This window comes from Deinococcus grandis (assembly GCF_001485435.1).
GTDB lineage: Bacteria > Deinococcota > Deinococci > Deinococcales > Deinococcaceae > Deinococcus > Deinococcus grandis.
The window spans coordinates 59,713-83,652 of the sequence record NZ_BCMS01000004.1; the positions used below are offsets into that span (position 1 = coordinate 59,713).

General features: G+C 65.7%; 24 protein-coding genes and 4 pseudogenes. 5 read left to right on the forward strand and 23 right to left on the reverse strand.

The features are described 5' to 3' along the window. Positions 1-3 precede the first annotated feature (3 nt). The 3 genes from DEIGR_RS20590 to DEIGR_RS19995 all read right to left on the reverse strand — a co-directional run bounded on the left by DEIGR_RS20590 (position 4) and on the right by DEIGR_RS19995 (position 1,464). The gene (locus DEIGR_RS20590) at positions 4-267 is read right to left on the reverse strand and encodes a hypothetical protein (RefSeq protein WP_153013933.1); all 264 of its coding nucleotides are present in this window, start codon (positions 265-267) and stop codon (positions 4-6) included. Between the two features lie 61 nt (positions 268-328). Continuing rightward, positions 329-817, reverse strand: coding sequence for a transposase (locus tag DEIGR_RS19990; RefSeq protein WP_201785776.1), 489 nt, complete (start codon positions 815-817; stop codon positions 329-331). Positions 818-909: 92 nt separating this feature from the next. After that, a complete protein-coding gene (locus tag DEIGR_RS19995) occupies positions 910-1,464 on the reverse strand; it encodes a helix-turn-helix domain-containing protein (protein ID WP_153013925.1) in 555 nt (184 codons plus the stop codon). 102 nt (positions 1,465-1,566) lie between these two features. Between DEIGR_RS19995 and DEIGR_RS21180 the strand changes: the two genes are divergently transcribed. Continuing rightward, a protein-coding gene (locus DEIGR_RS21180) for an IS630 family transposase (RefSeq protein WP_201785778.1) occupies positions 1,567-2,575 on the forward strand; the annotation gives its coding sequence in 2 pieces (ribosomal slippage) (positions 1,567-2,034 and positions 2,036-2,575; 1,008 coding nt in all). Positions 2,576-2,584: 9 nt separating this feature from the next. Here DEIGR_RS21180 and DEIGR_RS20005 read toward each other — a convergent pair. Both DEIGR_RS20005 and DEIGR_RS17870 read right to left on the reverse strand, forming a co-directional pair. Next, a protein-coding gene (locus DEIGR_RS20005; protein ID WP_153013934.1) for an IS5 family transposase occupies positions 2,585-3,387 on the reverse strand; the annotation gives its coding sequence in 2 pieces (ribosomal slippage) (positions 2,585-3,045 and positions 3,045-3,387; 804 coding nt in all). Positions 3,388-3,569: 182 nt separating this feature from the next. Then, positions 3,570-4,106, reverse strand: a pseudogene (locus DEIGR_RS17870) (transposase); the annotation flags it as partial. A gap of 74 nt (positions 4,107-4,180) precedes the next feature. On the opposite strand from DEIGR_RS17870, the gene DEIGR_RS17875 reads away from it, so the two are divergent. Together DEIGR_RS17875 and DEIGR_RS17880 are read left to right on the forward strand one after the other, a co-directional pair. Then, positions 4,181-5,281: an IS4 family transposase gene (locus DEIGR_RS17875; RefSeq protein ID WP_456151380.1), complete on the forward strand. Its 1,101-nt coding sequence runs from the start codon at positions 4,181-4,183 to the stop codon at positions 5,279-5,281. A 258-nt stretch (positions 5,282-5,539) separates the two neighbouring features. Next, a complete protein-coding gene (locus DEIGR_RS17880) occupies positions 5,540-7,102 on the forward strand; it encodes a bifunctional metallophosphatase/5'-nucleotidase (protein WP_058979671.1) in 1,563 nt (520 codons plus the stop codon). Positions 7,103-7,287: 185 nt separating this feature from the next. Here DEIGR_RS17880 and DEIGR_RS17885 read toward each other — a convergent pair whose 3' ends face one another. The 12 genes from DEIGR_RS17885 to DEIGR_RS17945 form a co-directional block, all read right to left on the reverse strand. Continuing rightward, positions 7,288-8,088, reverse strand: a complete 801-nt coding sequence (locus DEIGR_RS17885; protein ID WP_153013935.1) for a CopD family protein — start codon at positions 8,086-8,088, stop codon at positions 7,288-7,290. 9 nt (positions 8,089-8,097) lie between these two features. Next, positions 8,098-8,505, reverse strand: a complete 408-nt coding sequence (locus tag DEIGR_RS17890; protein ID WP_236704964.1) for a copper resistance protein CopC — start codon at positions 8,503-8,505, stop codon at positions 8,098-8,100. After that, the gene (locus DEIGR_RS17895; RefSeq protein WP_322787168.1) at positions 8,502-8,903 is read right to left on the reverse strand and encodes a DUF1775 domain-containing protein; all 402 of its coding nucleotides are present in this window, start codon (positions 8,901-8,903) and stop codon (positions 8,502-8,504) included. The genes DEIGR_RS17890 and DEIGR_RS17895 overlap by 4 nt, the downstream gene beginning before the upstream one ends. Before the next feature lie 473 nt (positions 8,904-9,376). Further along, positions 9,377-9,733, reverse strand: coding sequence for a hypothetical protein (locus DEIGR_RS17905; RefSeq protein ID WP_083524309.1), 357 nt, complete (start codon positions 9,731-9,733; stop codon positions 9,377-9,379). Between the two features lie 73 nt (positions 9,734-9,806). Next, the gene (locus DEIGR_RS17910) at positions 9,807-10,169 is read right to left on the reverse strand and encodes an ArsR/SmtB family transcription factor (protein WP_058979678.1); all 363 of its coding nucleotides are present in this window, start codon (positions 10,167-10,169) and stop codon (positions 9,807-9,809) included. 35 nt (positions 10,170-10,204) lie between these two features. After that, positions 10,205-10,852 carry an SCO family protein gene (locus DEIGR_RS17915; protein ID WP_058979680.1) on the reverse strand — a complete coding sequence of 216 codons (648 nt, stop codon included), beginning with the start codon at positions 10,850-10,852 and terminating at the stop codon, positions 10,205-10,207. A gap of 24 nt (positions 10,853-10,876) precedes the next feature. Further along, the gene (locus DEIGR_RS17920; RefSeq protein ID WP_058979682.1) at positions 10,877-11,767 is read right to left on the reverse strand and encodes a cation diffusion facilitator family transporter; all 891 of its coding nucleotides are present in this window, start codon (positions 11,765-11,767) and stop codon (positions 10,877-10,879) included. Continuing rightward, the gene (locus tag DEIGR_RS17925) at positions 11,760-12,389 is read right to left on the reverse strand and encodes a DUF305 domain-containing protein (RefSeq protein ID WP_083524294.1); all 630 of its coding nucleotides are present in this window, start codon (positions 12,387-12,389) and stop codon (positions 11,760-11,762) included. Before DEIGR_RS17925 ends, DEIGR_RS17920 begins: the two co-directional genes overlap by 8 nt. Further along, positions 12,359-12,859: a DUF3105 domain-containing protein gene (locus DEIGR_RS17930; protein ID WP_058979684.1), complete on the reverse strand. Its 501-nt coding sequence runs from the start codon at positions 12,857-12,859 to the stop codon at positions 12,359-12,361. Before DEIGR_RS17930 ends, DEIGR_RS17925 begins: the two co-directional genes overlap by 31 nt. Positions 12,860-12,907: 48 nt before the next feature. Continuing rightward, positions 12,908-13,414, reverse strand: a complete 507-nt coding sequence (locus DEIGR_RS17935; RefSeq protein ID WP_058979686.1) for a signal peptidase II — start codon at positions 13,412-13,414, stop codon at positions 12,908-12,910. After that, complete coding sequence (locus DEIGR_RS17940) at positions 13,411-13,671, reverse strand: glutaredoxin family protein (protein WP_058979688.1); 261 nt, start codon at positions 13,669-13,671, stop codon at positions 13,411-13,413. Before DEIGR_RS17940 ends, DEIGR_RS17935 begins: the two co-directional genes overlap by 4 nt. Beyond that, the gene (locus DEIGR_RS17945) at positions 13,668-15,902 is read right to left on the reverse strand and encodes a heavy metal translocating P-type ATPase (RefSeq protein WP_058979690.1); all 2,235 of its coding nucleotides are present in this window, start codon (positions 15,900-15,902) and stop codon (positions 13,668-13,670) included. Before DEIGR_RS17945 ends, DEIGR_RS17940 begins: the two co-directional genes overlap by 4 nt. A 152-nt stretch (positions 15,903-16,054) precedes the next feature. Between DEIGR_RS17945 and DEIGR_RS20010 the strand changes: the two genes are divergently transcribed. Continuing rightward, positions 16,055-16,267, forward strand: a complete 213-nt coding sequence (locus DEIGR_RS20010) for a DUF2171 domain-containing protein (protein WP_236704973.1) — start codon at positions 16,055-16,057, stop codon at positions 16,265-16,267. On the opposite strand, the pseudogene DEIGR_RS21650 reads toward DEIGR_RS20010, so the two are convergent. From DEIGR_RS21650 to DEIGR_RS17970, 6 genes and pseudogenes are all read right to left on the reverse strand, one after another. Further along, positions 16,225-16,662 (reverse strand): annotated as a pseudogene (locus DEIGR_RS21650) (cytochrome c-type biogenesis protein); the annotation flags it as partial. The gene DEIGR_RS20010 and the pseudogene DEIGR_RS21650 sit on opposite strands and share 43 nt — an antisense overlap. An 80-nt stretch (positions 16,663-16,742) precedes the next feature. Continuing rightward, positions 16,743-17,293, reverse strand: a pseudogene (locus tag DEIGR_RS20020) (redoxin domain-containing protein). A gap of 125 nt (positions 17,294-17,418) precedes the next feature. Beyond that, positions 17,419-18,894, reverse strand: a complete 1,476-nt coding sequence (lnt, locus tag DEIGR_RS17955) for an apolipoprotein N-acyltransferase (RefSeq protein WP_083524296.1) — start codon at positions 18,892-18,894, stop codon at positions 17,419-17,421. A 27-nt stretch (positions 18,895-18,921) separates the two neighbouring features. Beyond that, positions 18,922-19,518, reverse strand: a complete 597-nt coding sequence (locus DEIGR_RS17960; RefSeq protein ID WP_236704965.1) for a M23 family metallopeptidase — start codon at positions 19,516-19,518, stop codon at positions 18,922-18,924. 179 nt (positions 19,519-19,697) lie between these two features. Continuing rightward, positions 19,698-20,360: a DsbA family protein gene (locus DEIGR_RS17965; protein ID WP_058979697.1), complete on the reverse strand. Its 663-nt coding sequence runs from the start codon at positions 20,358-20,360 to the stop codon at positions 19,698-19,700. After that, positions 20,357-20,797, reverse strand: a complete 441-nt coding sequence (locus DEIGR_RS17970; protein ID WP_236704966.1) for a disulfide oxidoreductase — start codon at positions 20,795-20,797, stop codon at positions 20,357-20,359. The genes DEIGR_RS17965 and DEIGR_RS17970 overlap by 4 nt, the downstream gene beginning before the upstream one ends. A 116-nt stretch (positions 20,798-20,913) precedes the next feature. Here DEIGR_RS17970 and DEIGR_RS17975 point away from each other — a divergent pair. Further along, positions 20,914-23,934 (forward strand): annotated as a pseudogene (locus DEIGR_RS17975) (Tn3 family transposase). Positions 23,935-23,940: the final 6 nt, after the last annotated feature.

The following is a 23,940-nucleotide window of genomic DNA, read 5'->3' on the forward strand; positions in this document are numbered from 1 at the left end:
GCTTCACGCCACCTGGGCGTCCACGTGCTCGGGCGTCAGGGCGGTCCGCACATCCTGGGCCAGTTGCGCCGCTGGCAGCACCCAGCTCGCCCAGCGGTTGCGGTACTCGTACTCGTGCGCCCAGCGGTCCTGCCCCGCGAGCGGCTCCAGACGCCACATGATGCCCACGCCACTCGGGCTGGCCTGCCGAGGGGCCCACAACCCACAGGCGGACACTTCGATGAACACGCCCGTGTCCGCACCGTCCGGCGAAAGGTGGGCGGTCACCTCACCACTTACGGGGGTCACGCAAGAGTTGGAACGAAAATTCCCGCTAATGGTTCATCCGCTAAATACTGACTGAAACGGGTACAGCGGCATTTCCAAGGTGCGTGGGCTGGCGGTGACGTCTGCGGCGGCCCCAAATGAACGGATGTCGGTGATCATTCCAGTACTCAGTGGCGCGCTCAACAGCGCGTTCCACCTCTGCCCAGAGCTCAAAACGCCTCCCTTTCAACGCCAGTGATTTCAACGTCTTCCACCAGGGTTCAATCAGATTGAGGTAGGCACAGCGTTTTGGCTGGAACACGAATTCCCAGCGAGGGTGTGCCAGATTGAACAGCAACACGTCATACGCTGCGTGGCTGGTCAAGTTGTCCAGAACGACGTAGATCCTCTCAATGTCCTGGGCAATCCAGGCTTCAATCCGATCCAGGAAGTCCACGAACGTCGCAATGTTCCGCCGTTCGTACGTGTGGGTCAGGCATTCGCCCGTATGCGGCTGTAAGGCACCGAAGACGAAGCCCTCGGTGGGCCGCCGCCCGTAATCGAGTTCCATTTTGGCGCGCTCCGCCAGGAGGCCACCTACTGGATGAGGTCGAACGAGTGCTTGACCGTGATGGGTTCTGGCGCTCATGGGTCCCATTTCATCTACGCAGATGACGATGCTGTGGTCTGGCGGACGGGTGTAGAGGCTTTCGATAGCCCCCTTTTTTGGCCGAAGTCAGGATCGACTCGTACCCCCATCCAACCCTCGTGTTGACGCCATCGGAGCCCTTCGTTTCGGAAGATTTCACTGATCCGGCTGCGCCGGATCGGTATCCCTTTGACCTCCGTGAGGTAGGTGACGAGCCGATCCAACGTCCAGGATCCAAAGGGAAGCCCCAGGTCGTCTGGCTTGGTCAACGCGGTTTGAATGACGTCTCCAATGTTGGCTTCTGAGTAGACGTGCGGACGGCCTGGTCGTCCCAGTTCTTCCAGCCCGGGCAGTCCCAGCTCGTTGAAACGACCGACCCAACGACAGGAGGTGTGGTAACTCACGCCGAGCTTTTCAGCGATTTCTTGGTGGGTATACCCCTGATTGGACATCAGGACGATGTGGGCGCGCTTGACGCGCCCAGCGCACAAGGTGCGGCTCCTTGCCATCTTTTGGAGCGTCGTGAGTTCTTCGGCGGTCAGCGAACGGACGCGGACAAATGCACGCATACTCGCACCTCCAGAAATACCTATCCAGTGTGCGCCCTGCTGAAACTTAGCGGATGAACCACTATTGATAACGATGTAAATACGAGCTGGTATGCTGGAGGTGTGGCCGAATGGCATCCATCCAAATACTCCCGGGCGCAGCTGGAGGAACGTCGACTGGCGGCGACCCCCTGGCTTCAAGGGGGCCAGCATTCACAGCAGGCGATTGCCGATCACTTCGGCGTGTCCGTACACACCGTCAGTAACTGGAAGAAACGTCTGAAGCGCACCGGCAGTCTCCAGGCAACGGTGACGACAGGACGCCCCTCGCGACTCACCGCCGCCCAGCTTGAACAGGTCCGCACCCTCCTGCGGGAGGGTGCGCTGCACCATGGCTTCCCTGACCCGACCTGGAGCACCAGACGAGTCGCAGACCTGATCGGGCGGCACTTCGACGTGTGGTACCACCCCGATCACGTCCGGAGAATGCTTCGGCAGCTGGGGTTTACGCCCCAGATGCCGGATGGACGGGCAGCAGAACGCAATGAACTCCGGATCGCGTCCTGGAAAGAACAGGTGGCTCCGGAGTTGGGAAAAAAAGGTCGCGCAGGGCGCCACCCTGGTGTACCTGGATGAGGTTGGCTTCTCGCTGAAAGGCGTGCGAAGACGAACGTGGTCGACCAGGGGCGTGACGCCCCTGGTCATACTCCCGGCCAACTGGGAAAAACTCTCGACGATCGGGGCGATCACTTCGGACGGTCGATTCTTCCAGCACACGAAGCCTGGGGCGATCCGGAGTGGGGACGTCACCCGGTTCTTCCAGCATCTGTTGCGCCATGTGCAGGGGAAGATCGTGGTGGTGCTGGACAACGCGGGCATTCACCGAGCGAAGGCAACCCAGGCGTTCGTGGCGCTCCACGAACGCCTGTCGCTGGTGTTTTTGCCGCCGTACGCTCCGGAATTGAATCCGATCGAGCTGGTGTGGGCGTACGTGAAGCGGAATGTGCTGGGGAACTTCTGTGCCCGCTCAGTGGGCATGCTGAAAGCGAAGCTGACGACGGCTTGGCAACGGGTTCGGTACATCGACCTGCCTCAATATTTAATGGACTCAAACTTATGCCGTTATCAATAAGAGCGCCTATCAAAACCGGCGGTGCTGCTTGAAGGTGATCAGGCAACAGGCCAGCTGCGTGAATGCCAAGTGGATGTCCGCCCGCACCTCATACCTCACCCGCAGCCGACGGAACCGGCTGAACCACGCCAGGGTCCGCTCCACCACCCAGCGGTATCGGCCCAGCCGTTCACTGGACTCCCGACCCCGGCGTGCGATCCGCACCTTGATGCCGCGGTGATGGCACGCCCGCCGGCACCGGGGAATGTCATACGCCTTGTCCGCATGCAGCCGCTCCGGACGGCTGCGGGGCCGGCCCCGCAGCCCGTTATGAATGGGCGGCACCGCGTCCAGCAGGGGTTCGAACAGCATGCTGTCATGCCGATTGGCAGGCGAGATACGGACCGCCAATGGCGTCCCGCGGCCATCGACGATCACATGACGCTTGCTGCCAGGCCGGCCACGATCCGTGGGGTTCGGGCCCGTGTGGGCCCCCCCCGGGCCGCGGGGACGCTCGTACTGTCCACACATGCGCGGGTCCAGTCAAGTTGATGCGCCTGGGCCATCCGGTCAAGAAGCACGTGGTGTAGGCGGGTGAAGACACCCGCCGCGTGCCAGTCACGGAGACGTCGCCAGCAGGTCATGCCGCTGCCATACCCGAGCTGGTGTGGGAGGTGTTCCCAGCCGATGCCGGTCTTGAGGACGTACAAGATGCCTTCCAGTGCGGCTCGATCGGGCACCCGGGGTCGACCTCCTTTGGGCTTTGGGGGTTCAGGTGGGAGTAGCGGATGGATCAACTGCCACAGCTCGTCGCTGACCATAGACGTGGCCATGCTTCACCTTGCCCTCCCAATCTGAGGTTTTGATAGGCGCTCTAAGCATGCCGATCTGTCAAGTTGACGTTCAGACCTGCCCTGACAGGTGTCAGTTTTAGCCGAAACGGACTTCAACTGGACAGGGAAAAGCCGTGTTGATCGTAGGGTTCGTCCGTCCAGCTGGGGTATACCCCAGCCCCTCAGCACCTGACACTTCGGGAAACTGACGTGCTGGCGGTTGGGAACGGCATTCCGAGGAGCCGCAGACAGTCACAGAAGACCTCGCCGCCCCACCGTGCCGCTTGACTCAGAATCTGCCACCCGATCCGCGTCACGCTCACGACCGCTCGCCCACGCTTGTCCTGCCGAGGGGCGCAGGTTTCTGTCCGCTGCGCGCCGATCCGCGTCATCCAGGCCAGCGCGATACAGAGCAGGCCAAAGAGCCGAGAGATGCGCTCTGGAGCCGTCATGTGCGTGGCCTCCAGATTCAGCCCGCGAGCTTTCAACGCGGAGAACGCCGATTCAATCGCCCACCTGAGCCGATAGGTCCGTAATACGTCCAGCACGGGCAAATCTGAGGCCACGATCACCCTGTCCCCCGCAGGGGACAGGGTGATGACCACGTGCATCCAGCCCCCATAGACCCACGTCCGCTCGAACAGGGTGCGCACCTGTCCCGGTTGCAGCGTCGTGAACAGGTCTCGCACCAGTTCATCCTCGATTCTGGTGTTCTCCCGCTCAGCACCTGACACTTCACGAGAAATGGCGTCCTGAACGCAGTGCGACATGAAAAAGGGCGGTATCTGGGTCTGTGACGATCCCCGATACTGCCCGCTTCCATGCTGACACGTTGGCCACCTACCTGCACACTCGTTGGCCACACCGCCGTACGGACGCGCTCCGTCGTCTTGCCGAAGTGCTCCTGGCCGTGCTCCAGGCCGAGTCCACGCTTCACCGCAAGATCGCGCTTCATCTGCCCAGAGCAGCCACGCTGGAATCAAAAACCCGGACGGTGGCCCGCGTGTTTCACGACGCTCAGCTCACGCCGCAGGACGTCACAGACGTCCTGCTTCCCTTGCTGCCCGACGGCAAGCTCACCCTGATCATGGACCGCACCACCTGGCACTACGGCCAGACGCCGCTGAACATCCTCGTCCTGGGCGTCCTGCTCGGGGGCGCGGTGATTCCCCTCGTCTGGTCGATCCTGCCCCATCAAGGCAACAGTTGCACTGCTGCCCGGATCCTCCTGGTCGCCCGACTCCGGGGGGTGATACCAGCCCGCCGCTGGGCCGTGTTGATCGCGGACCGGGAGGTCGTGGGGCGCGAGTGGTGCTCGTTTCTGCGCTGGAAACGCATCCGGCAGTGCATCCGCATCCGGGAGAACACCAGAATCGAGGATGAACTGGTGCGAGACCTGTTCACGACGCTCCAACCGGGACAGGTGCGCACCCTGTTCGAGCGGACGTGGGTCTATGGGGGCTGGATGCACGTGGTCATCACCCTGTCCCCTGCGGGGGACAGGGTGATCGTGGCCTCAGATTTGCCCGTGCTGGACGTATTACGGACCTATCAGCTCAGGTGGGCGATTGAATCGGCGTTTTCCGCGATGAAAGCTCGCGGGCTGAATCTGGAGGCCACGCACATGACGGCTCCAGAGCGCATCTCTCGGCTCTTTGGCCTGTTGTGTATCGCGCTGGCCTGGATGACGCGGATCGGCGCGCAGCGGACAGAGACCTGCACCCCTCGGCAGGACAAGCGTGGGCGAGCGGTCGTGAGCGTGACGCGGATCGGGTGGCAGATCCTGAGTCAAGCGGCACGGTGGGGCGGCGAGGTCTTCTGTGACTGTCTGCGGCTCCTCGGAATGCCGTTCCCAACCGCCAGCACGTCAGTTTCCCGAAGTGTCAGGTGCTGAGCGTCAGAGGGCTAGGCCATTGCGCCAAGCGACAAGGTGCGATGTGCCTTGTCCATCCCACGTCCCTGGACGGAGGACAGGTGCATCAACTGGCCCTCCGCCTGCGCGCTGGATCATGACCAGCCACCCCGGGAGGGCCACCAGGAGTGCTGGACTGGGCCACTGTCAATACGCTGTTCGCCCTTTGAATTGGTATGTGGGCCGCCGAGCAGGTCGCGCTGCGCAGCGCCTGACGCCAGATCCTTATACTGGTGGCCCATGACCCGCTTCTCACTGGCCCTTTTGACCACAGCCCTTCTGAGCAGCGCGCAGGCCGCGCCGCTGACGGTGACCGTGCTGCACACCGACGACCTGCACGGGCGCCTGGAGCCCACCAAGATCGGTGACAACCTGTACGGCGGCTATGCCCGGCAGGCCACACTGGTGAAGCAGTTCAGCGCACAGGATCCAAACCCCCTGGTCCTGTCGGGCGGCGACACCTTCCAGGGCACACTGTTCTACAACGTGTACAAGGGTCTGGCCGACGTTCTGTTCATGAACCTGATGGGCTACGACGCCATGGCGGTGGGCAACCATGAGTTCGACGATGGTCCAGAGGCGCTGGCCAAGTTCGCGGAGCGGGCCACCTTTCCGCTGCTGGCCGCGAACCTGGACGTCACGGCCGAGCCCCTGCTCAAAGACCGGATTAGACCCTATGCCGTGATGACCGTCGGCGGGCAGCAGGTGGGCGTGATCGGCGCCGTGACGCCGGACCTGCCGCAGATCAGTTCGCCTGGCCCGAACGTGAAAATGCTCGAATTGATGGCGAGCCTGCGCAACAGTGTCAGCGCACTGCAGGCCCAGGGCGTCAACAAGATCTTTCTGGTCTCACACCTGGGGTACACCCTGGAGCAGGAGGTGGCGCGGACCGTCTCCGGCATTGACGTGATTGTTGGTGGGCACTCGCACACCCTGCTGGGCACCTTCACCAACAAGGACTTCCCGGCCAGCGAGGGGCCGTACCCAACCATTCTGCCGAACCCGGACGGCAACCGGACCCTGCTGGTGGCAGCGTGGGAGTGGGGCAAAGTGCTGGGGCGCCTGAAAGTGACCTTCAATGACAGCGGTGCGGTCGAAAGCTGGGAGGGGAACCCCGTGCCCGTCACCGCTGACATCGCTGAAGACCCCACCGCCAAGCGCATGGTGGAGACGCTGACCGTGCCGATTGCGAACCTGCGCCAACGGGTGATCGGGCAAACCACGCGCGGCCTGAACGGCAACCGGGAGATCGTGCGCCGGCGCGAGAGCACCATGGCGAACGTGCTGGCCGACGCCGCGCTGGCCGCCGCGCAGAATGCTGGCGCACAACTCGCGTTCGTGAATGGCGGTGGCGTGCGGGCCAGCATCAACGCTGGCCCGATTACCTTTGACGAGGCCATCACGGTGCAGCCATTCGGCAACACCCTGACGGTTCTGACCCTGACGGGGACCCAGATCAAGGCGGCACTGGAACACGGCGTGGCCACCTGGAGTGAGAACAAGGGGCAGTTCCTGCATGTCAGCCGCGGCGTGAGTTACACCTTTGACCTGGGGCGCCCAGCGGGCAGCCGCGTGACGGCCGTGACCCTGAACGGCCAGCCGCTCGTCGACGCCCAAGCCTACAAGGTGGCCATGAACAACTTCACGGCGGGTGGAGGGGACGGGTTCACGATGTTTCAGGGTGCGCCCCGCCTGGACACGGGGACGCTGGACGTGGACATCCTGGTGCGTTACCTGCAGGGGCAGCCTGCGGTGGACGCTGAGCCAGAAGGCCGTATCGTGATTCTCAACGAGCCCAAGTGAACAGGACAAACGGCGCCCCCAATGGGCGCCGCCGCATGAAAGCCTGACCCATGTCAGGCTTCTTCAGTGTACAGGTGAGGTGAACGACGGCCACGCCACCCCCAGTGTGGTCGGCACAACGGGTCGCCTGCAGTCCGCACCGGCAGCAGAGGCCAGGGGAAGACTCCTTTGGCCTCTGCTGCTGTTCAGGTCAACAGGGGGCCGAAGGGGACGCTTCCGTGGGTGGGCGTCGGCGTGACGGACAGACTGGCGGTGACCGCCAGGATGAGGCTCAACAGCGCCACTTCCAGTGACAGCAGGGCGTCCACGCGGCCCTGATACGCCAGGCGTCGCCGGAGCAGGCCCGCCACCCCCAGCGTCACGCCAACGAACACCAGTTTCAGCAGCAGCAGCCGGCCGTAACGGCTGTCCAGCGTGGGCACGCCGCCAGCATGTTCCCAGGTGGCCACCATGCCCGTCACACCCAGCACCAGCACACAGGCCGTGGCCACCGGTGCGAAGCGGGTCAGGGCTGCCAGACGGCCGTCCGGCCAGGCCACCAACGTGAGCACGCCGCCAAGCCAGACGGCCATTGCGCCGCCATGCGCCGCGTGGAGAAGCCGAACGCTGGGACCATGGCCAGCACCGTGCCCCAGTCCGCCCAGCCCCCAGAGCAGCGCGCCGGCGGCCGCCAGGCTGATCCAGGCTGGCCAGCGCACCAACGCGCCGGCCAGGAGTAGCGCCGTTCCGAGCAGGAGCGTGAGCACGGCCCGGCCCGGCACGGTCTGCTGAAGGTAGGCGGGCACATCGGTCGGGGTCAGGTAGCCCAGGGCGGCCAGTGGCAGGGCGACCTGGGCGGCGCTCGCCATCAGGAGCAGGCCAGCACCCAGGGCCAGCGGGCGCACGCCAGGCTGTCCGTCAGGTCGCCACGCCCGCGCGGCGACGCCGCCAAGCAGCAACGCCGTGCCCACATAAATCAGCCATTTGGCCAGAATCAGGAGAGACACCCGTCAGCCCTACCGGACGGTGAAGGTGCGGAAGTCGGTCACCGGATGGCTGTCATCCGACAGAATTTTCCAAGTCACCACGTAAAGTCCACGGGGCAGGGCCGCTTTCAGGGGCAGCCGAATGATGGCCGCGGTGGCGGGCAAGGTCACCGCTTTGCTCGCCAAGGAAGGGGCGTCCGCCCGCAGGGTCAGTGCTTGACCTGCCGCCTTCTGTGGGCTCGTCCCGGCTGGCACTTTCATCACGCGGAAGGTGGAAAATCGGGTGGTTAGGGGCTCACTGAACTGCAGAGTGACGGTCGCAGGCGCCGCCACCGTCGTGCCAGCAGCTGGGGTGATGCGGGTCAGGTCCGCGTGCGCCAGGGCGGCGCCGGACACCAGCAGGGCCAGGGCCAGCAGCCGAGGAAACAGCCCCCTCACTTGACGGTCACCACACTGGCGGGACCCTTCTCCGGATCCTGGCCGTCCCAGGCGGCCACCGAGCCGTCACTGTAGGTCTGATAGATCTTCCAGGTCAGGTCACCCGCGGCGGCTGGATTGCGGGCCTGGAAGAAAAAACGCGCGTACTCCATAGGGGCCACGCGGCCCTTCCAGACCACTTCGGTGACCAGGCCATCGGCATTCCTGGTGACCGTGCGGGTGAAGCCAGGGGTGACCTCAAAGCGGGTGATGCTCAGCCCCGCTGGCACGACCAGGCGAATCTGGGTGGTCCTGATTTCTTTTTCGGTGGGGACATTGACGCGGTACGTCTCGGTGACGCCCACCTTGCTTTCACTCAGGCCGCTCTCGGTGCGGACGGTGGCGTGGGCGGCGGCCACAGACAGCAAGGTGGCGGTGAGCAGGGCTGCAACGGAACGAATCATGGCACTCCTCAATGAACAGTGAGTCGGGCGGCTGAACGGGCGGCAGGGCCCGTCACCGGGCCTGTGCGGCGGGTCAATCCGCAGCCGGGTGGTGCGCGGGCTTGCACGCGCCACCCCGGGCGCAGGGCCAGTTGGCCGGGTGGCCGCACCACCAGACGCGGCTGGAGAAGCGCGCGCCCCCGGCCCGGCTCAGGGTCGGGCACCAGCGCAAACGCCGCCGAGAAACAGAACACGCAGTGGGCGCCGTGCCCCTCGGCCGGCTCGGCCGGCCCGCTGGGTCCAGAATGCCCCGCATGCGCGGCTGCGCCTGGGTGGCCAGGGCCAGAGGCTCGCGGCCCAGGTACACGAAGGCGCCGAGGACACTCAGGACACTCAGCAGCCAGCGCATCTGGGCCTGGGCCATCTGTTGCGCCTTCACCTGGACCAGCTCACCTTGGGCCCCCGCTGATGGTGATCAGGGTGTTGGAACCCTTCTGCACGGCCGTGTAGTGCAACTCGGCCGGCACGGTGCGGCCCATGAAGGCCGAGTAGTGGGTGGCCTCCCGCAGTTCGTCGTCCAGCAGCACAAAGCCTTTGTCTCTCAGAACCTGGGCCGCAATCAGCGGTTGCCAGCCGGACACCAGATACTGCTCGACCCGGCTCTCTCCAGCCTGGACTTCCCGGCGGTAACTCTGGCTGTCCGGACAGGTGGGGCTCAGGCCCGCGGGGAGCGGCGCCAGACCGTTCCACAGCGTCCCCGGCGTCTCAATGCAGTACAGCGGCGAGCGCCAGCGCAGGCTGTCCACTAGCCACCACCCGACCGGCATGCTCACCACTGCGCCGCCCAGCAGGGCAATCGTTAGCGTCCGCCGTTGACCATTACTCGGTCGCATGATCCAGGGCATTGCGGATGGTGGTCGTGACGTGGTGGTCAAGCAGGCGGTAATACGCAATGCGGCCTTCCTTGCGGAAGGTGACGATTCGGCCGGTGCGTAGCAGGCGCAGTTGGTGACTGACGGCACTCTCGCTGATGCCCACCACCGCCGCCAGATCACAGACGCACAGTTCGGTGGTCTTCAGCGCACTTAGAATCCTGAGCCGAGTGGGGTCCGCCATCAGTTTCAAGAAGGCGGCGGCGTCCTCGATGCAGACGTCCTCAGGCTGATGGGTGCGCGCCAGTTGGACGGCCTCCGGATGCAGGCAGGTCACTTCACACACGTCGTCCTGAGAGGTGGTTCTCATTACGTCAGTGTAGACGCTGGTTGCTAAACTCGCCGTCACTGCATCACCGTCCTCACGTCTGCAGCGATCCGGTCCGTGAGGTTCAATTGCGTGTAGTCCCAGACCACCCGCCGGTTGCCCTCACGGTCCACCAGGTACACGCCGGTCGTGTGGTTGACGTCGTAGCGGTCGGGCGCCGTGATATTCGAATACTCAAACCCGACGCCCCAGGCGGCCGCCGCCTGACGCAGCGGCACCTTGGGAATAACGAGGCCGCGGGCGTCCGGGCTGAAATAGCGCACGTACGAGCGCAGCTTCGCCGGCGTGTCCCGCCCAGGATCAACCGTTACCAGCAGACTCACAAAGTCCTTGCGGCGCCGCTCTGGAAGCGTCTGGCGTACCCGTTCCAGGGCCGCCAGGGTGGTGGGACAGATATTGGGGCAATTTAGAAAGCCGAAAAAGACGGCGACAGTTTTGCCCCTGAAATCAGCCAGCGCCAGGGGCCGGCCGTCGTCGCCGGTACCGGCCAGGGGCGGGGCCACCGTGCCAGGCGGGTAGGCTGTGCCGAGCAGGCCCTGCGGGTTGCGCAGGCGGCTGTAGAGCAGGGTGAGGGACAGCAGGGCCGCCACGGCCAGCAGCGCCAAGGTGAGCGAGCGCTGCCAGGACCGGGGGGCCTGTGCGAGGGGCAGGGAGTCAGACGTCATGGTGTGTCCTTCAACAGGGGGGAATTAAGGGTGAAGATGGGTGTTGGCCGTGCGGTGGGCACCGGGCGCCTCAAGCTGCACTGTGACGTGCTCAATCCCGTGCCGGCTGGCCACTTCGCTGATCCGGGCGTGCAGGTCGGCAGGTGGGGCCGGACTGACCAGATGCGCCGTGAGGCTGAGCTGGCGACTGCTGACGCTCCACACATGCAGATCGTGTACATCTGTCACGCCCGGCAGGGCGGCGAGCTCAGACCTCAGCGCGCTGAGGTCCAGAGCGTCCGGCACCCCTTCCATCAGGACATTGACGCTCGCCTTGAGCAGCTGCCAGGTTCTCGGCAACACCCACAGGCCGATCAACGCGCCCAGCACCGGATCAATCCAGGTCTGGCCGGTGAAGCGGATCAGGAGCGCGCCCACAATGACGGCCACTGACCCCAGCAGGTCACCCATGACCTCCAGGTAGGCCGACTTCATGTTCAGGCTGTCCCCGCTGCCCTGCACCAGCAGGCGCGCACTGATGAGGTTCACCACAAGCCCTAAGGTGGCCACGATCAGCATAGGGGCGGTCTGCACCTCGACCGGGGCCCGAAGCCGTCCATACGCCTCGACGAGAATGTACAGCCCGATGGCGAACAGGGCCGCCGCGTTCACCGTGGCCGCCAGAATCTCCGCGCGGCGGTACCCGAAGGTGCGGCGGCGATCAGCGGTCCGCTGGCCGATCTTCAGCGCGAACAGCGACAGAGCCAGGGCCATCACGTCGGTGAGCATGTGGCCTGCATCTGAGAGCAGGGCCAGGCTGCCGGAGAGCAGGCCATAGATGACCTCAACGACCAGGAAACTGCCGGTCAGGAGCAGCGCCAGCGTGAGTTGGCGGGCATTGGCAGCGGCGCCGTGGCTGTGGCCGTGGTCACTCATGGTCCATCGTGTCCATTGAGTGGGACGGGGCGGTTGACGGAACGGTGACCTTGCGGGCCCCAAGCAACGCGTCGATGGCCTGGATTTCCGTGGTCTGAGCGCTTACCACCCGCTGCGCAAACGCCCGCACCTCCGGGCGGCGCACCGCGTTCAGAGCCGACGTGGCCATGGTCACGCCCCCCTGATGGTGCCGGCGCATGAGCAGCAGAAAGCGGGTCTCAGCGGTGGTCACCGGCAAGGTGTTCAGCGCGGCCTCTTCACTTGCTGGCGCCATGCCCATGGCCACACGGTCCATGCCCTTCATGGGCGCCTCCCGCCCGGCCAGCGGACGGCCCCAGGCCATCAGCCAGCCCTGCATCTGCCCGATCTGCGCCTGCTGGGTCAGCAGAATGTCCTGGGCCAGCAGGCGCACTTCGGGGTCGGCCGCGCGCCTCAGGAGGGTGACACTCATGTTCACGGCCTGGGCGTGGTGAGCGGCCATATCGCGGGCGAAGGTCACGTCCGCACTGGGCTCGCGGGGCGGCGCCGGCCAGACGACGGCCAGACCGGCACCCAGGGCGGCGGTGGCCAGCGCCGCGCCTCCCCAGCGAATCAGACCGTGTCGTCGTACGCGCCGCTGCATGAGGCTCCAATCTCGGGTGCTTCACCGCCCTGCTCATAGGTCTGGACGAACGCTTTGATCCGGGGGTCCGAAGCGTCTTGCACCTCCAACTGCTTGTTCCACGCGCTGAGCACGATGGGCGCCTTTTGCGTCTCGTGGGGCGAGAGCAGGGTGTAGGTCCGGCCGTCCAAGACCTCGCGGAGTTGTAACACCTGACTGGTCGCCACATCCGGCCTGTAGGACACCCAGACTGCCCCGTGCTCCAGGCTGTGCACCGCGTACTCGTCGTAGATGGGCCGTTCGTACACGCCGCAGTTTTGCCAGGCAGAGTTGTGTTCCCCGCCCGCCGGTGGGCGCTGCGCGTACTCCAGGCGGCCGGGCTTATGGGCGCCGCCCTCGAACTTGAAACTCTTGACGCCCTCAATCTCACCCCCGGTCTGATTACAGGCAGCGAGAAAGGCGGTGAGGGCCAGCAGCAACAGTCGTTTCATAGGGTCTCCAGACGATGACAGGAAGCGGGAATAGGGGCGTGGGGGCCATCAGGACAGAGGCTGCTTCCGCGCGTGGGCGGAGCGTCGATCCTGACGCCAGGAGAGGATGAGCAAGGCGCCTGTCCCGGCACACACCAGCACGTCGGACAGGTTGAAGACAGGAAATGGCTCTCTGGATACCGCTCTGGACACGGTGTCCAGGAGCGGTGACGTGAGGTAGTCCACCACGGCGCCCCGCATCAGACCGTCCAGTCCATTGCCCAGCGCGCCCGCCGCGATCAGGGCCAGCGGCCAGATCCAGCGGCGGGGCACGCGGCCCAGGCCCAGGGCGCCCACGAGGCCGAGACCGACGAGCACCCGCAGCATGGCCAGAGGCGCGGCAAAGCCGCCCAGCAGGCCCCACGCCATGCCCGGATTCAGGGTGAAGCCCAGGTGAAGGACACCTGGAAACAGTGGGCGATTCACCCCTGACTCAAGGGTGGTAACGGCCCAGGCTTTCAGGAGGCCTTCGGCGACCAGGAGCGCCAGGACCAGGAGCAGGGGGCGCCACTTCATGCGGTGCCCTTGAGCGCGGCGAGCAGGCCCGGGCGCTGCTGGTCCACCGTGCCGAAAAAGACCTGCTCGCCCACCACGGTGACGGGGGCGACCCGCACGTCGGTGACCTGGCGCAGCGCCGCCAGGGCGCCTGGGTCCTGGCGCAGATCTCGTTCGGTGTACGCGGCGCCGCAGCGGCTGAGCAGCCGCGCGACGGCGTGGCAGTCCGGGCAGTTGGGCACGGTGTAGAGGGTGATGGGCGCCTTTGCGGCCGTCACGCGGGCACCGCAGCGTCCGTGTGGGGAGCGGGAGTGGTCGGGGCGTCCTGGCCTTTCCAGCGCAGCAGCCGCAGGGCGTTGGCGGTGACCAGGGCAGTGGCGCCGGTGTCGGCCAGAATGGCCATCCAGAGGTTGGTGTAGCCGAGCAGGGTGGTGACGAGGAAAATGGCCTTGAGGCCCAGGGCGAAGGCAATATTGACCTTGATGTTGCCCATGGTGGCGCGCGACAGGGCCACCAGGTCGGCCACACCCGAGACCCGCTCACGTAAGAGGGCCGCGTCGGCGGTTTCCAGGGCCACGTCGGTGCCGCCCCCCATGGCGATGCCCACATCACTCTGGGCCAGGGCGGGCGCGTCGTTGATGCCGTCCCCGACCATCGCCACGCCGCCCTGCGCTTTGTAACTGGCGATGAGGCGCAGTTTGTCTTCGGGCAGCAACTCGGCCTGCACGTCCAGCCCCAGGTCCCGGCCGATGGCCTGCCCGGTGCGGGTGTTGTCGCCGGTGAGCATCACCGTTTGAATGCCCAGGTCCTTCAGGCGGGCCAGCGCGGCGCGGGCGTCGGGGCGGGGTTCGTCGCGGATGGCCAGAACGCCCAGAGGCGTGGCACCTTCCAGCAGCACGACGGCGGTGCGGCCCTGTTCCTCGAAGGCGGTGATGGTGCTGAGGAGCGCCGGACTCAGGGGGGCGAGTTCTGCCGCGTGACGGGGGGAACTCACGCTCAGGGCGCGCCCCTCCACCGTGGCGCTCGCCCCTTTGCCCGGCAGGGCCTGCGCGCCCTGAGCGGCGGGGATGGTCACGCCCTCCTGCTGCGCGGCTGCGGTGATGGCCTTGGCCAGCGGGTGACTGCTGCCGGACTCCACCGCCGCCGCCAGGCGCAGGACCTCGGCCCGGCCCACCTGGTCGCCCACAATGTCAGTGACCCGGGGCCGGCCGGCGGTCAGGGTGCCCGTTTTGTCAAAGGCGATGGTCCTCACCGAACCGATGGTCTCCAGCGCGCCGCCGCCCTTGATCAGCAGGCCGCGCCGGGTCCCAGCGCTGATGGCGCTGGTGATGGACGCGGGTACGCTCAGCACCAGCGCACAGGGGCAGCCGATCAGCAGCAGGCTGATGCCCTTGTAGAGCCAGTCATGCCAGAGTCCACCGAAGAACAGCGGCGGGACCAGAGCGACCAGGGCAGAGACCAGGACCACCACAGGGGTGTAGTACCGGCTGAAGCGGTCAATGAAGCGCGCGGTGGGGGCTTTACTGCCTTCGGCTTCTTCCACCATGTGGATGATGCGCGCGATGGTGTTGTCGGCCGCCGCCTTGTCCACCCGGAGGTGCAGGGTGCCGTCCGTGTTGATGCTGCCGGCGTAGACGGCGTCGCCGGGGCCTTTGACCACGGGCACACTTTCGCCGGTCACGGGGCTGTCGTCGAGACTGGAGGTGCCGGTCAGGATGGTGCCGTCGGCGGGCACGCGCGCGCCGGGGTTGACCTGCACCGTCTGACCAACCTGCAAGGCGTCGGCTGGGACTTCCCGGGGCTGAGCGCCGTCCAGCAGCAGGGCGGTTTTCGGGGCTAGGGCCGCGAGGGCCTGAATGCCGGCGCGGGCCCGGCCAGCGGCCACGCCTTCAAGCAGTTCACCGACCGCGAAGAAGAAGACCACCACGGCGCCCTCAGCGGCTTCCCCGATGGCCACGGCGCCAATCGCCGCCAGGCTGACCAGCATGTTGATGCTGAACGGGTCCCCGAGGCGGGCGCTAGCAAGCGCTTTCTTCGCCAGCGGCCAGATGCCGAGCAGGGTGGCGGCGATATAGCCCGCGGTCGACAGCGACGGCTGGAGGAAACCCAGCAGCCAGGCCAGCGCCAGCAGCACGCCGGACACCACGACCAGTCGGCCTTGACCGGTGCGGTACCACGGCGTGCCGGCGGGCGCGACCTCGTGGGTGTGGCCGGCATGATCGTCGGGGCGCGGGCCATGGTCCTGGGGCGCTGCCGCGTCCGCAGGGCCCAGCAAGGACGGCACGTACCCCAGCGATTTGAGGTTCTTCTCCAAGGCACCTCTGGGCGTCTGCCCTTCGTCCAGGTGCAGGGTCAGGGTCTGTTTGGTAAAGCTGGTCTTCACTTCACTGGTGCCGGGCAGCGTGGCCACCATGCGCTCGACCGTCTGCACGCAGCTGGCGCAGTCCATGCCCTCAACGAAATAAGTCAGGTGGTCCGGATGGTCCTTCCGGGTGGTGGAGGGGGTCATGGCCTAATGATAACTGAGCTGACGCTCATATGTAAGTCTACTCAGATATGAAGGTGACTTGGCTCAGGGTTCATCGGAGCGCGGTGGCTGGGGCGTACGTTCGGGGCTCAGGAGGCGCCACTATGACTGGACAAGATCAGATCAGAGAACATATGCCCGTTGTCTGCGCCGATGGTCAGCCCCACGGCCAGGTGGACCGTCTGGACGGCGAGCACATCAAGCTGACCACGGATGAGTCCGGCCAGCATCACTGGCTGCCGCTGAGCGCGGTAGATCACGTGGATGAGCATGTCCATCTCAACCTGAGCCACGCCCAGGTGCATCAGCAGTGGCTGAGTGAAGATCCACATCCCGAGCACCGGTAGGAACAGCATGGCCGAGCGGCGACCCCCGATCGGGGGTCGCCGCTCTCTGATGGCTGCGTGGCCTGACGCACCTGGGCGAGATATGGATCGGTCGCCGTGCGTGGCCCCCGCCTCGTCTGCCGGAAACGCAAGGTGCGCCAGAAGTGCACGGCCCCTGCCACCAGGGCCAGGAACGGCATCCCCCACAGCACCAGATTCAGCCCCTGCTTCGGTGGTTTCAGCAGAACGGCGCGGCCGTGCCGCGACACCATCCAGACGTCAGTCTCGCGCTGACTTCGACCCGCTTTGACCTGTTCACGAACCTCCCGCCGCATCTGAACGCTCAGTGCATCGCCGCTCTCGGTGATGGGCAGGCCGGTGCATGTTGGACAGCGCAGCTCTGCCCCAATCTGGCGGACCTGCGCCTCCTATGCGGGGATGAGGGCTGCCGCAGCTGGCAGCGTGCTGCTGAGCAGAAGCCATGAGGCGGTTCGTCTCATGGCCAGTTGATCCCGATGCGGCGCAGGCCTTCACTTAACCGGGCCGTGGTGAGTCCGCCCCGGTCGACACTGCGGACAACGCCCTGCCGGTCGATGAAAAACGTCTCCGGAACACCGCTGACCCCATAATTGATGGCCGTGCGGGCGCCCAGATCAATCAAGCTGGGGTAGGCCAGGGCGTACGCCCGAATGAAGTTCCGGGCATTTTGCAACGCTGGCTCCTGAAACGAGATTCCCAAACGGCGAGACCCTGGTCACTCTGCGTTTCACTCAGCGAACGCAGCAGCGGCGCTTCGTCGCGGCACGGCACACACCAGGAGGCCCAGAAGTTCACCACGACGGGGCGGCCCTTCAGGCTGGTCAACCGGACCTCCACGCCGTCCAGGCTGCGCAGGGTAAAGGCAGGGGCGGGCTTGTCCAGCAGTGGGCTCCCAGCCTTCCCTGAGTGGTCAGGGCGCGTCAGGGCCGCGACCAGCATGATCACCAGCACGGCCGCTATGACCGGCGGCAGCCAGCGGCGCCAATTGGCCTGGGCCCTACGCGACATGTCGCGTCTCCTGGGAAAGCCCACAGCGCCTCCTCAAACGTACGCCTGCAAAGATGTTCATGCATACAGCCTATGACGGGGGTGTGCTGTGGCCAACGACAGCTGCCTCTTCTGAAGGCGCACCGTCAATCGGCGAGTCGCCAGGTCAGCCAGCGCTGGCGACCCCACATCAGGGCGAGGCCGATGCCGGCCAGCAGCGGCACCCAGTCACCCCAGCGAACAAACAGGGTGCGGGTTTCAGCGAGACCGTAGGACGCGGTGAATGCGCCCGCCACCCCACGGAGGAAGCGGGCCACCACCTGGCCCTGGGGGTTGACCGCCGCACTGATGCCGTCATTGCCGGCCCGCACCCACCAGCGCCGGGTTTCGATGGCGCGCACGCGGCCCATCTGGAAGTGCTGCTCCGCGCCAGTGGACGGGCCAAACCAGGCGTCGTTCGACGCCGTGACCAGGAGATTGGCCCCCTGGGTCACGAGGGCGCGGGCCACCGCGGGGAAGGTGGACTCGTAGCAGATCAGTACGCCGGCCCGGAGGGCACCCAGGGTCAGGGGCTGCGTGGTGGTGCCGGGCACTGTGCCGGTCAAGGGTGGGAGGCCCAACCCCGCGAACACCGCGCGGTAGACGCCGTCCAGGGCGGCGCGGGCCGGAAAGAATTCCCCAAAGGGCACGAGTCGCCGTTTGTCCTGGCGGCCCAACGTCTGTCCCGCCTGCACCGCGTACACACTGTTGCGCAGGCCAGCGTCCTGGGTGGGGGCACCCAGGAGCAGGGGCACTGGCACGGCGGTGAGCGCGCGGCGAACAGGCGCCGTGGTGGGGGCCAGCGGGGCGGCCGTTTCCGGCCAGACGACCAGGGAGGCGGGCGCCGCGCGCAGGCCAGCGGCCGTCAGAGTCAGGTAGTGCGTCAGTTCTTCCGTGCGGCGACCTGCTGCTTTGAGCCGGGGGTCGATGTTCCCCTGGACCAGCAGGACCTGCTGTGTGCCGTCAGGCGCGGCTGGGCGGGTCAGGCCGTAGCCCGCGGCCAGCAGCACCGCACCCAGCACCGCGGTTTGTCCCAAACCCCGCCCCGACACCAGGGCAGCCGCACTCAAAGCCACCAGCAGGCCCACCAGGGCAATGCCCCCCAGGTCCGCCACCTGCACCAGGGGTGTCTTCGCCCAGGCGTAGCCCAGGCTGCCCCAGGTGAACCCGAATGGGCCGGCGGCGCGCAGCGCGTCCATGACCGTCCAGGCCAGGGGCAAGCCCCACAGCGTGGCAGAACCCAGGAGCCGGCGGGTCAGGGCAGCGGTCAGCCCCCACAGGCTGGCCAGCAGGGCGATGAGCAGTGCACTCAGGATGACCGCACCCGGGCCCAGAAAGCCCGAAAGGCTGCTGGGCAGCCACAACAGGTGGGCGGCGAAGAACCCGGCGCCGAAGAGCCAGGTGAGTTTGAACGTGTCGGTGGGGGTGCGCCGCGGGATCTCACGGAAGAGCAGGGCCAGGGGCACGGGGGCGAGCCAGCTCCAGCTCGAGACGAGAAACCCCAGACCGAGCACGCCACCCAGCGCCGCCCAAGCCACATCGGAACGCCAGACACAGCGGACTGGGACGGGCCAGGAACGCATCCTCTCTCCTTTCACATCTGTTCAGATTTAAAAGAGACCGTACGGGTTCACGGGAATGCCTGCCTGATACACGCGGAAATCGAGATGGGGCCCGGTGCTGTTGCCCGTGCTGCCCACACGCGCGATGACCTGTCCCGTGACCACCTGCTGGCCCGTACGCACCAGATTGACGCTGTTGTGGCTGTACCGGGTGGTCAGGCCGCCCGCATGCTCCAGCACGATGGTCCAGCCCCACCCGTTGCGCGCATCAAAGACCGCGCTCTTGACGGTGCCGGCCATGGTCGCGCGGATGGGCGTACCGGTGGGGGCGGCCAGGTCCAGCCCCCCATGCTGGGCATTAAAAGGCGTGGTCAGACGGCCCTGAACGGGCGGCACCGCGCTGACGCGCACCGAGGCGGCGCGGACGGTCACCCCAGGAGTTGAGGCCGGCCGGGTGGGCAGCGTCAGCTTCTGACCGACCCGGAGCTGGTTGGCACTCACACCTGGATTGATCTGGAGCAGGGCCGTGACCGTGGTGCCATGGCGCGCCGCAAGGCTGGACAGGGTGTCGCCCGCTTTGACGGTGATGCTGGCGGCCGAGCCGAGAGAGATCAAGGCAGCCGCCATGAGCGCCGCGCCAAACATGTGAATCCGCATAAGACGGCGTGAATGTATCAAGTGGCTCGGACGAATGGATGAGCAGGAATTCACAGATCACACGCAGGGTATGGGCTGCTTCGCCACCAGGGCCGGCGGTCGGCGCATCACCGTTCATGTGACGAGGCCCCAGGTGGGGCCTCCGCCGGTGCCGCTTGAGCGGTCGCCTACGGTGACGTTAACGCCGCCTCTATGGCGGCTTCAAGCGCCTGCACGCTCAATTCCTGAAGCCGCTGCCCGTTGACGAAGAAGGTGGGCGTGCCACTGACCCCGAGGGCCAGCCCGTCCTGCCGGTCACGTTCGACCAGGTCCCGAACCTCGGTTGAATCCAGGCTGCGCTGCACCTGCTCGCGATCAAGCCCCAGATTTGCGGCGTAGTCCAGAAACTTGCTCGTCTGTGGGGTTTGCTGCTCGCCCCACTCGCTTTGCTTGGTAAACAGGTAGTCCCGGGCGCGCCAACGCTTGGCTTCATCTTCCTGGGCGGCGGCCTCAATCAGACCCGCGGCGAGGACGGAATTACTGTGCAGCGGAAAATAGCGCGCGACCAGACGCACCTGACCGTCGTACTTCTCCAGCAGCCTCATCAGATCCGGCTCTATCGCCCGGCAGGCTTCGCATTCGGGGTCGAAGAACTCCACGATGGTGACGTTGGCATTGGCGGGGCCCAGGGCGGGGCTGTCGGCGCGGATGAGGCGTTCACGGGCGTCGGCGGGCAGGGCGGCCTGTGGGGCCGCGCGGTTGGCGAGGCTCAGCACCAGCACCGTGGCCAGGACGGCGAGCGCGCCCAGGACCAGCAGGAGGACGGGGGCCTTTTTGATGGATGGGGTCATGATTGACCTCGGGGTGGGGCGCGCAGCAGGCTGAGGGTGATGACGGTAAAGGCGCTCAGGCTGAGCAGGGGAATGGTGATAAAGCCCAGCCACTCAATCTGCCGGGCGGTGCAGGACACGCCGGCCGCGCACTGCGTGAGGCCTTCGGGGATGACGCCGTAGTACAGCAGGTTGTGGTACGCGGCGATCAGCAGCCCCGTGACGGAAAAGGGCAGGCCGTAGGTGCGCAGCCGGGGGTCATGCGTCAACAGACCGACCAAGAGTACGAACACGAGCGGATACATCATGAGCCGCTGGTACCAGCACAGGGTACAGGGGGGCAGATGCATGACTTCGCTGAAGTACAGGCTGCCGGTGGTGGCGATCACCGCTTGCAGCCAGGCCACGGCGGGCAAGGCCGGCCGCCACCCGGAAGATATCTGCATTTCTGAGACCATATTCAGATATTGTAACGGAAGATGGGGTGCGAGGAGACGATCTTGGGCCGACCGGTTGTGGGCGGCCCATCAGGTCAACAGCATGTCCTCCCAGAGACAAAAGTGCATGGAGCAGGATGTCCCGCGCCATAACTGCATCCGAAGACAGCACGGCTCTGCTGGCAAGGTATGGCCGTTATCCACCGACGCTGACGGCTGAGCAACTGCACCGCTATTTCCGCTTTGACGATCACGACCGCGCTGTCATGGCCCAGAAAAAAGGCAAACACAACCGCCTGGGCTACGCCCTCCAACTCGCCACTGTCCGCTTTCTGGGCACCTTCCTGACTGATCCCCTGGACATGCCTGAGGCAGCCATCCAGTACGTCGCCCAGCAGCTTGACCTCACGGTCAATCCCGTCAAACTTTACCGCTACCGCACGCGCGAGACCCGCTGGGATCACCGCCACGACATCCAGGCCCGGTGGGGCTACCGCGATTTTTCAGAGATTCCGGCCATTTTCGATCTGGCGCGCTTTTTATCTGCCCGCGCCCGGTTGATGGCCGAGCCACCCAGCCGCCTGCTGGATCTCAGCACAGCCCGCCTGGTCGAGCACCGGGTGCTGCTGCCCGGCGTCACCACGCTGACCCGGCTGATTGCCCGCATTCAGCACCGGGCCGATGAGCGCCTCTGGCGTGACCTGGCGGCCCTGCCCAGTGAAGCCCAGGTGACGGCCCTTGAAGCCCTGTTGGACGTCCCCCCTCGCTCATCGGTCTCCCGACTTGATCAACTTCGGAAAGCGCCATTGTCGGTCTCCGCCCCCGGACTCGTTGGTGCACTCAAGCGGGTTGAAGCGGTGCGGCGGATCGGCGTGACCACCCTGGATCTGAGCGGTTTTCCTGAACAACGGCTGAACACCCTTTTCCGCATCGGGATGGGCGTGAAAGCCCAGGCGATGCGCCGCATGACCCGCTCCCGGCGCATCGCCACCCTGCTGGTGACGGTCAGTCGCCTTGAAGGCCAGGCCCTGGACGACGCGCTGACCCTCTTCGAAAGTCTGCTGACTGACCTCTTCAACCGGATCGAACGGCAAGAAGACGGTGCACGGCAAGATCAGCTGCCGTCACTGGAAGAAGCGGCCCGGCGCAGCAATCAGCTCACCCTGGCTTTCCTGGAGAGTTTGGGGCAGCCGCCCCAGAACTTCCCCGCGTTCGCCGCACGGGTGCTGGCCTTGGTGTCTCAGGAACAGCTCCAGGCCGCGGCGGAAACGGTTCAGGCACTGACCCGGCCGAGAAGCGAGACCCGGCTGGAGGGGCTGCTGAGTCGCTATAGCTATGTGCAGCAGTTTCTACCGGCCCTGCTGAGGACAGTGAACTTTGAGGGCAGCGCCGCTGGAGGGCCGTCCCTGGCCGCGCTTCAGGCGCTGCGGCGTCTGGAGCGCCGATCACAGGTGAAAGCCACCGAGGTGCCGCTCACGCTCGTCAAGGGTGACTGGAGCAAGCTCATTCCCGGAAAAGCGCCATTGAACCGGCCAGCCTATACCCTTTGTATCCTCGACCATCTGCATCTGGCCCTAAAGCGCCGCGACGTCTTTGTGTCGGCCAGTCCCAAATTTAGCGACCCTCGCCTGCGCCTGCTGTCGGATCAGGCCTGGACGGCTCTGAAGGCTGAGGTCTGCCGGAGTCTTGACCTTGACCCTGATCCGCAAGTGATGCTGGCGCAGCTCAGTGCCCAGTTGGACGAGCGGTACCGGCTGGTGGAAGCCCGCCTCCCGCAGAACGCCGCGGTCTCTCTGGCTGAAGAAGAGGGCCGCACCGTGCTGGTGCTTCAGGAGGAAGAGGCGCTGCCCGAGCCGCCCAGTCTGCGGCACTTGCGGGAACTGGTGGCGAGGCGGATGCCCCACCTGGATCTGCCGGATCTGCTCCTGGAAGTGCACCGCTGGACGGGGTTTGCCAACGCCTTCACCCATTTGAGTGAAGCACGAACAAGAGTGGGACACCTCGACGTCAGCGTTTGCGCGGTCCTGCTGGCTGAAGCGTGCAATGTCGGACTGGACGCGGTGGTTCAACCGGAGACCGAGGCCCTTGGGCGCGGCCGCCTGTCCTGGGTGGATCAGCACTACCTGCGCGCCGAAACCATTGCCAGTGCCAATGCCCGCTTGGTCGAGTTTCAGGCTACCATTCCGACGGTGAGGGCGTGGGGGGACGGTCAGGTGGCCTCTGTGGACGGGCTGCGCTTCCGGGTGCCGGTGAAAACCATTTACGCTGGTCAGAACCCCAAGTACTTTGGGGTGCGCAGTGGCGTGACCTATGTCAACTTCATCTCCGATCAGTACAGCGGCTTTCACAGCATCGTGGTGCCGGGTACCCTGCGCGATTCCCTGTTCGCCCTGGACGGCATGATTGAGCAGAACACGGTGCTGCGCCCTCAGCAACTCGTGTCAGATACAGCGGCCTCGTCGTACATGGTCTTCGGGTTGTTCCGTCTGTTGGGCTATCAGTTCAGCCCGGAGCTGGCTGATCTGCGCGAGCGGACGTACGCGCGCGTGACCCGAGAAGCAAACTATGGGAAGTTGAATGCGCTGGCGACGTCGTAGGTGAGCACCGCGCTGATTGCCAATCACTGGGACGATTTGTTGCGCCTCGCGGGGTCACTGATGACCCGGACGGTGCGGGCCTCGGATCTGCTCAAAGTGATCGGCGTCAGACCCAAAAGCGCCCTCACTCGGGCGTTGGAGCAGGTGGGGCGGATCGCCAGCACGCTCCACCTGCTCAGTTACCACGATGATCCGCTTTACCGCCGCACCATCGGCACCCAGCGCAACCGCCAGGAGGCCCGGCACCGGCTGGCACGGGCAGTGTTCCAGGGCCGACATGGGGAACTGCGGCAACATTACGTCGCTGGGATGGAAGATCAGTTGGGGGCCCTGGGCCTGGTGGTGAACGCGATCATTCTCTGGAACACCCGCTATCTCGACCTCATCCTAAATCAACTGCGTGTGGACGGCGTGGAGGTGCGGGACGAAGATGTGCAGCGGCTGTCGCCTCTGAAGTTTGGGCACATTCACCTGGGCGGACGGTACCACTTCTCGCTGACCTCACAGATGCCGGCCGATCAATTCAGGCGGTTGCGCGACCCAGACGAGGTGGAAAGCTGAGGCACA

What these genes read in the sequence shown, in the direction of transcription:
- DEIGR_RS20010 (WP_236704973.1), top strand. Translation starts at nt 16,055, where the DNA reads ATGCCCGTTGTCTGCGCCGATGGTCAGCCCCACGGCCAGGTGGACCGT.
- DEIGR_RS17925 (WP_083524294.1), bottom strand. Translation starts at nt 12,389, where the DNA reads ATGCAGCGGCGCGTACGACGACACGGTCTGATTCGCTGGGGAGGCGCG.
- DEIGR_RS19995 (WP_153013925.1), bottom strand. Translation starts at nt 1,464, where the DNA reads ATGCGTGCATTTGTCCGCGTCCGTTCGCTGACCGCCGAAGAACTCACG.
- DEIGR_RS17965 (WP_058979697.1), bottom strand. Translation starts at nt 20,360, where the DNA reads ATGACCCCATCCATCAAAAAGGCCCCCGTCCTCCTGCTGGTCCTGGGC.
- DEIGR_RS17880 (WP_058979671.1), top strand. Translation starts at nt 5,540, where the DNA reads ATGACCCGCTTCTCACTGGCCCTTTTGACCACAGCCCTTCTGAGCAGC.
- DEIGR_RS19990 (WP_201785776.1), bottom strand. Translation starts at nt 817, where the DNA reads ATGGAACTCGATTACGGGCGGCGGCCCACCGAGGGCTTCGTCTTCGGT.
- DEIGR_RS17960 (WP_236704965.1), bottom strand. Translation starts at nt 19,518, where the DNA reads ATGTTTGGCGCGGCGCTCATGGCGGCTGCCTTGATCTCTCTCGGCTCG.
- DEIGR_RS17935 (WP_058979686.1), bottom strand. Translation starts at nt 13,414, where the DNA reads ATGAAGTGGCGCCCCCTGCTCCTGGTCCTGGCGCTCCTGGTCGCCGAA.
- DEIGR_RS17970 (WP_236704966.1), bottom strand. Translation starts at nt 20,797, where the DNA reads ATGGTCTCAGAAATGCAGATATCTTCCGGGTGGCGGCCGGCCTTGCCC.
- DEIGR_RS17930 (WP_058979684.1), bottom strand. Translation starts at nt 12,859, where the DNA reads ATGAAACGACTGTTGCTGCTGGCCCTCACCGCCTTTCTCGCTGCCTGT.
- DEIGR_RS17915 (WP_058979680.1), bottom strand. Translation starts at nt 10,852, where the DNA reads ATGACGTCTGACTCCCTGCCCCTCGCACAGGCCCCCCGGTCCTGGCAG.
- DEIGR_RS17945 (WP_058979690.1), bottom strand. Translation starts at nt 15,902, where the DNA reads ATGACCCCCTCCACCACCCGGAAGGACCATCCGGACCACCTGACTTAT.
- DEIGR_RS17910 (WP_058979678.1), bottom strand. Translation starts at nt 10,169, where the DNA reads ATGAGAACCACCTCTCAGGACGACGTGTGTGAAGTGACCTGCCTGCAT.
- DEIGR_RS17920 (WP_058979682.1), bottom strand. Translation starts at nt 11,767, where the DNA reads ATGAGTGACCACGGCCACAGCCACGGCGCCGCTGCCAATGCCCGCCAA.
- lnt (WP_083524296.1), bottom strand. Translation starts at nt 18,894, where the DNA reads ATGCGTTCCTGGCCCGTCCCAGTCCGCTGTGTCTGGCGTTCCGATGTG.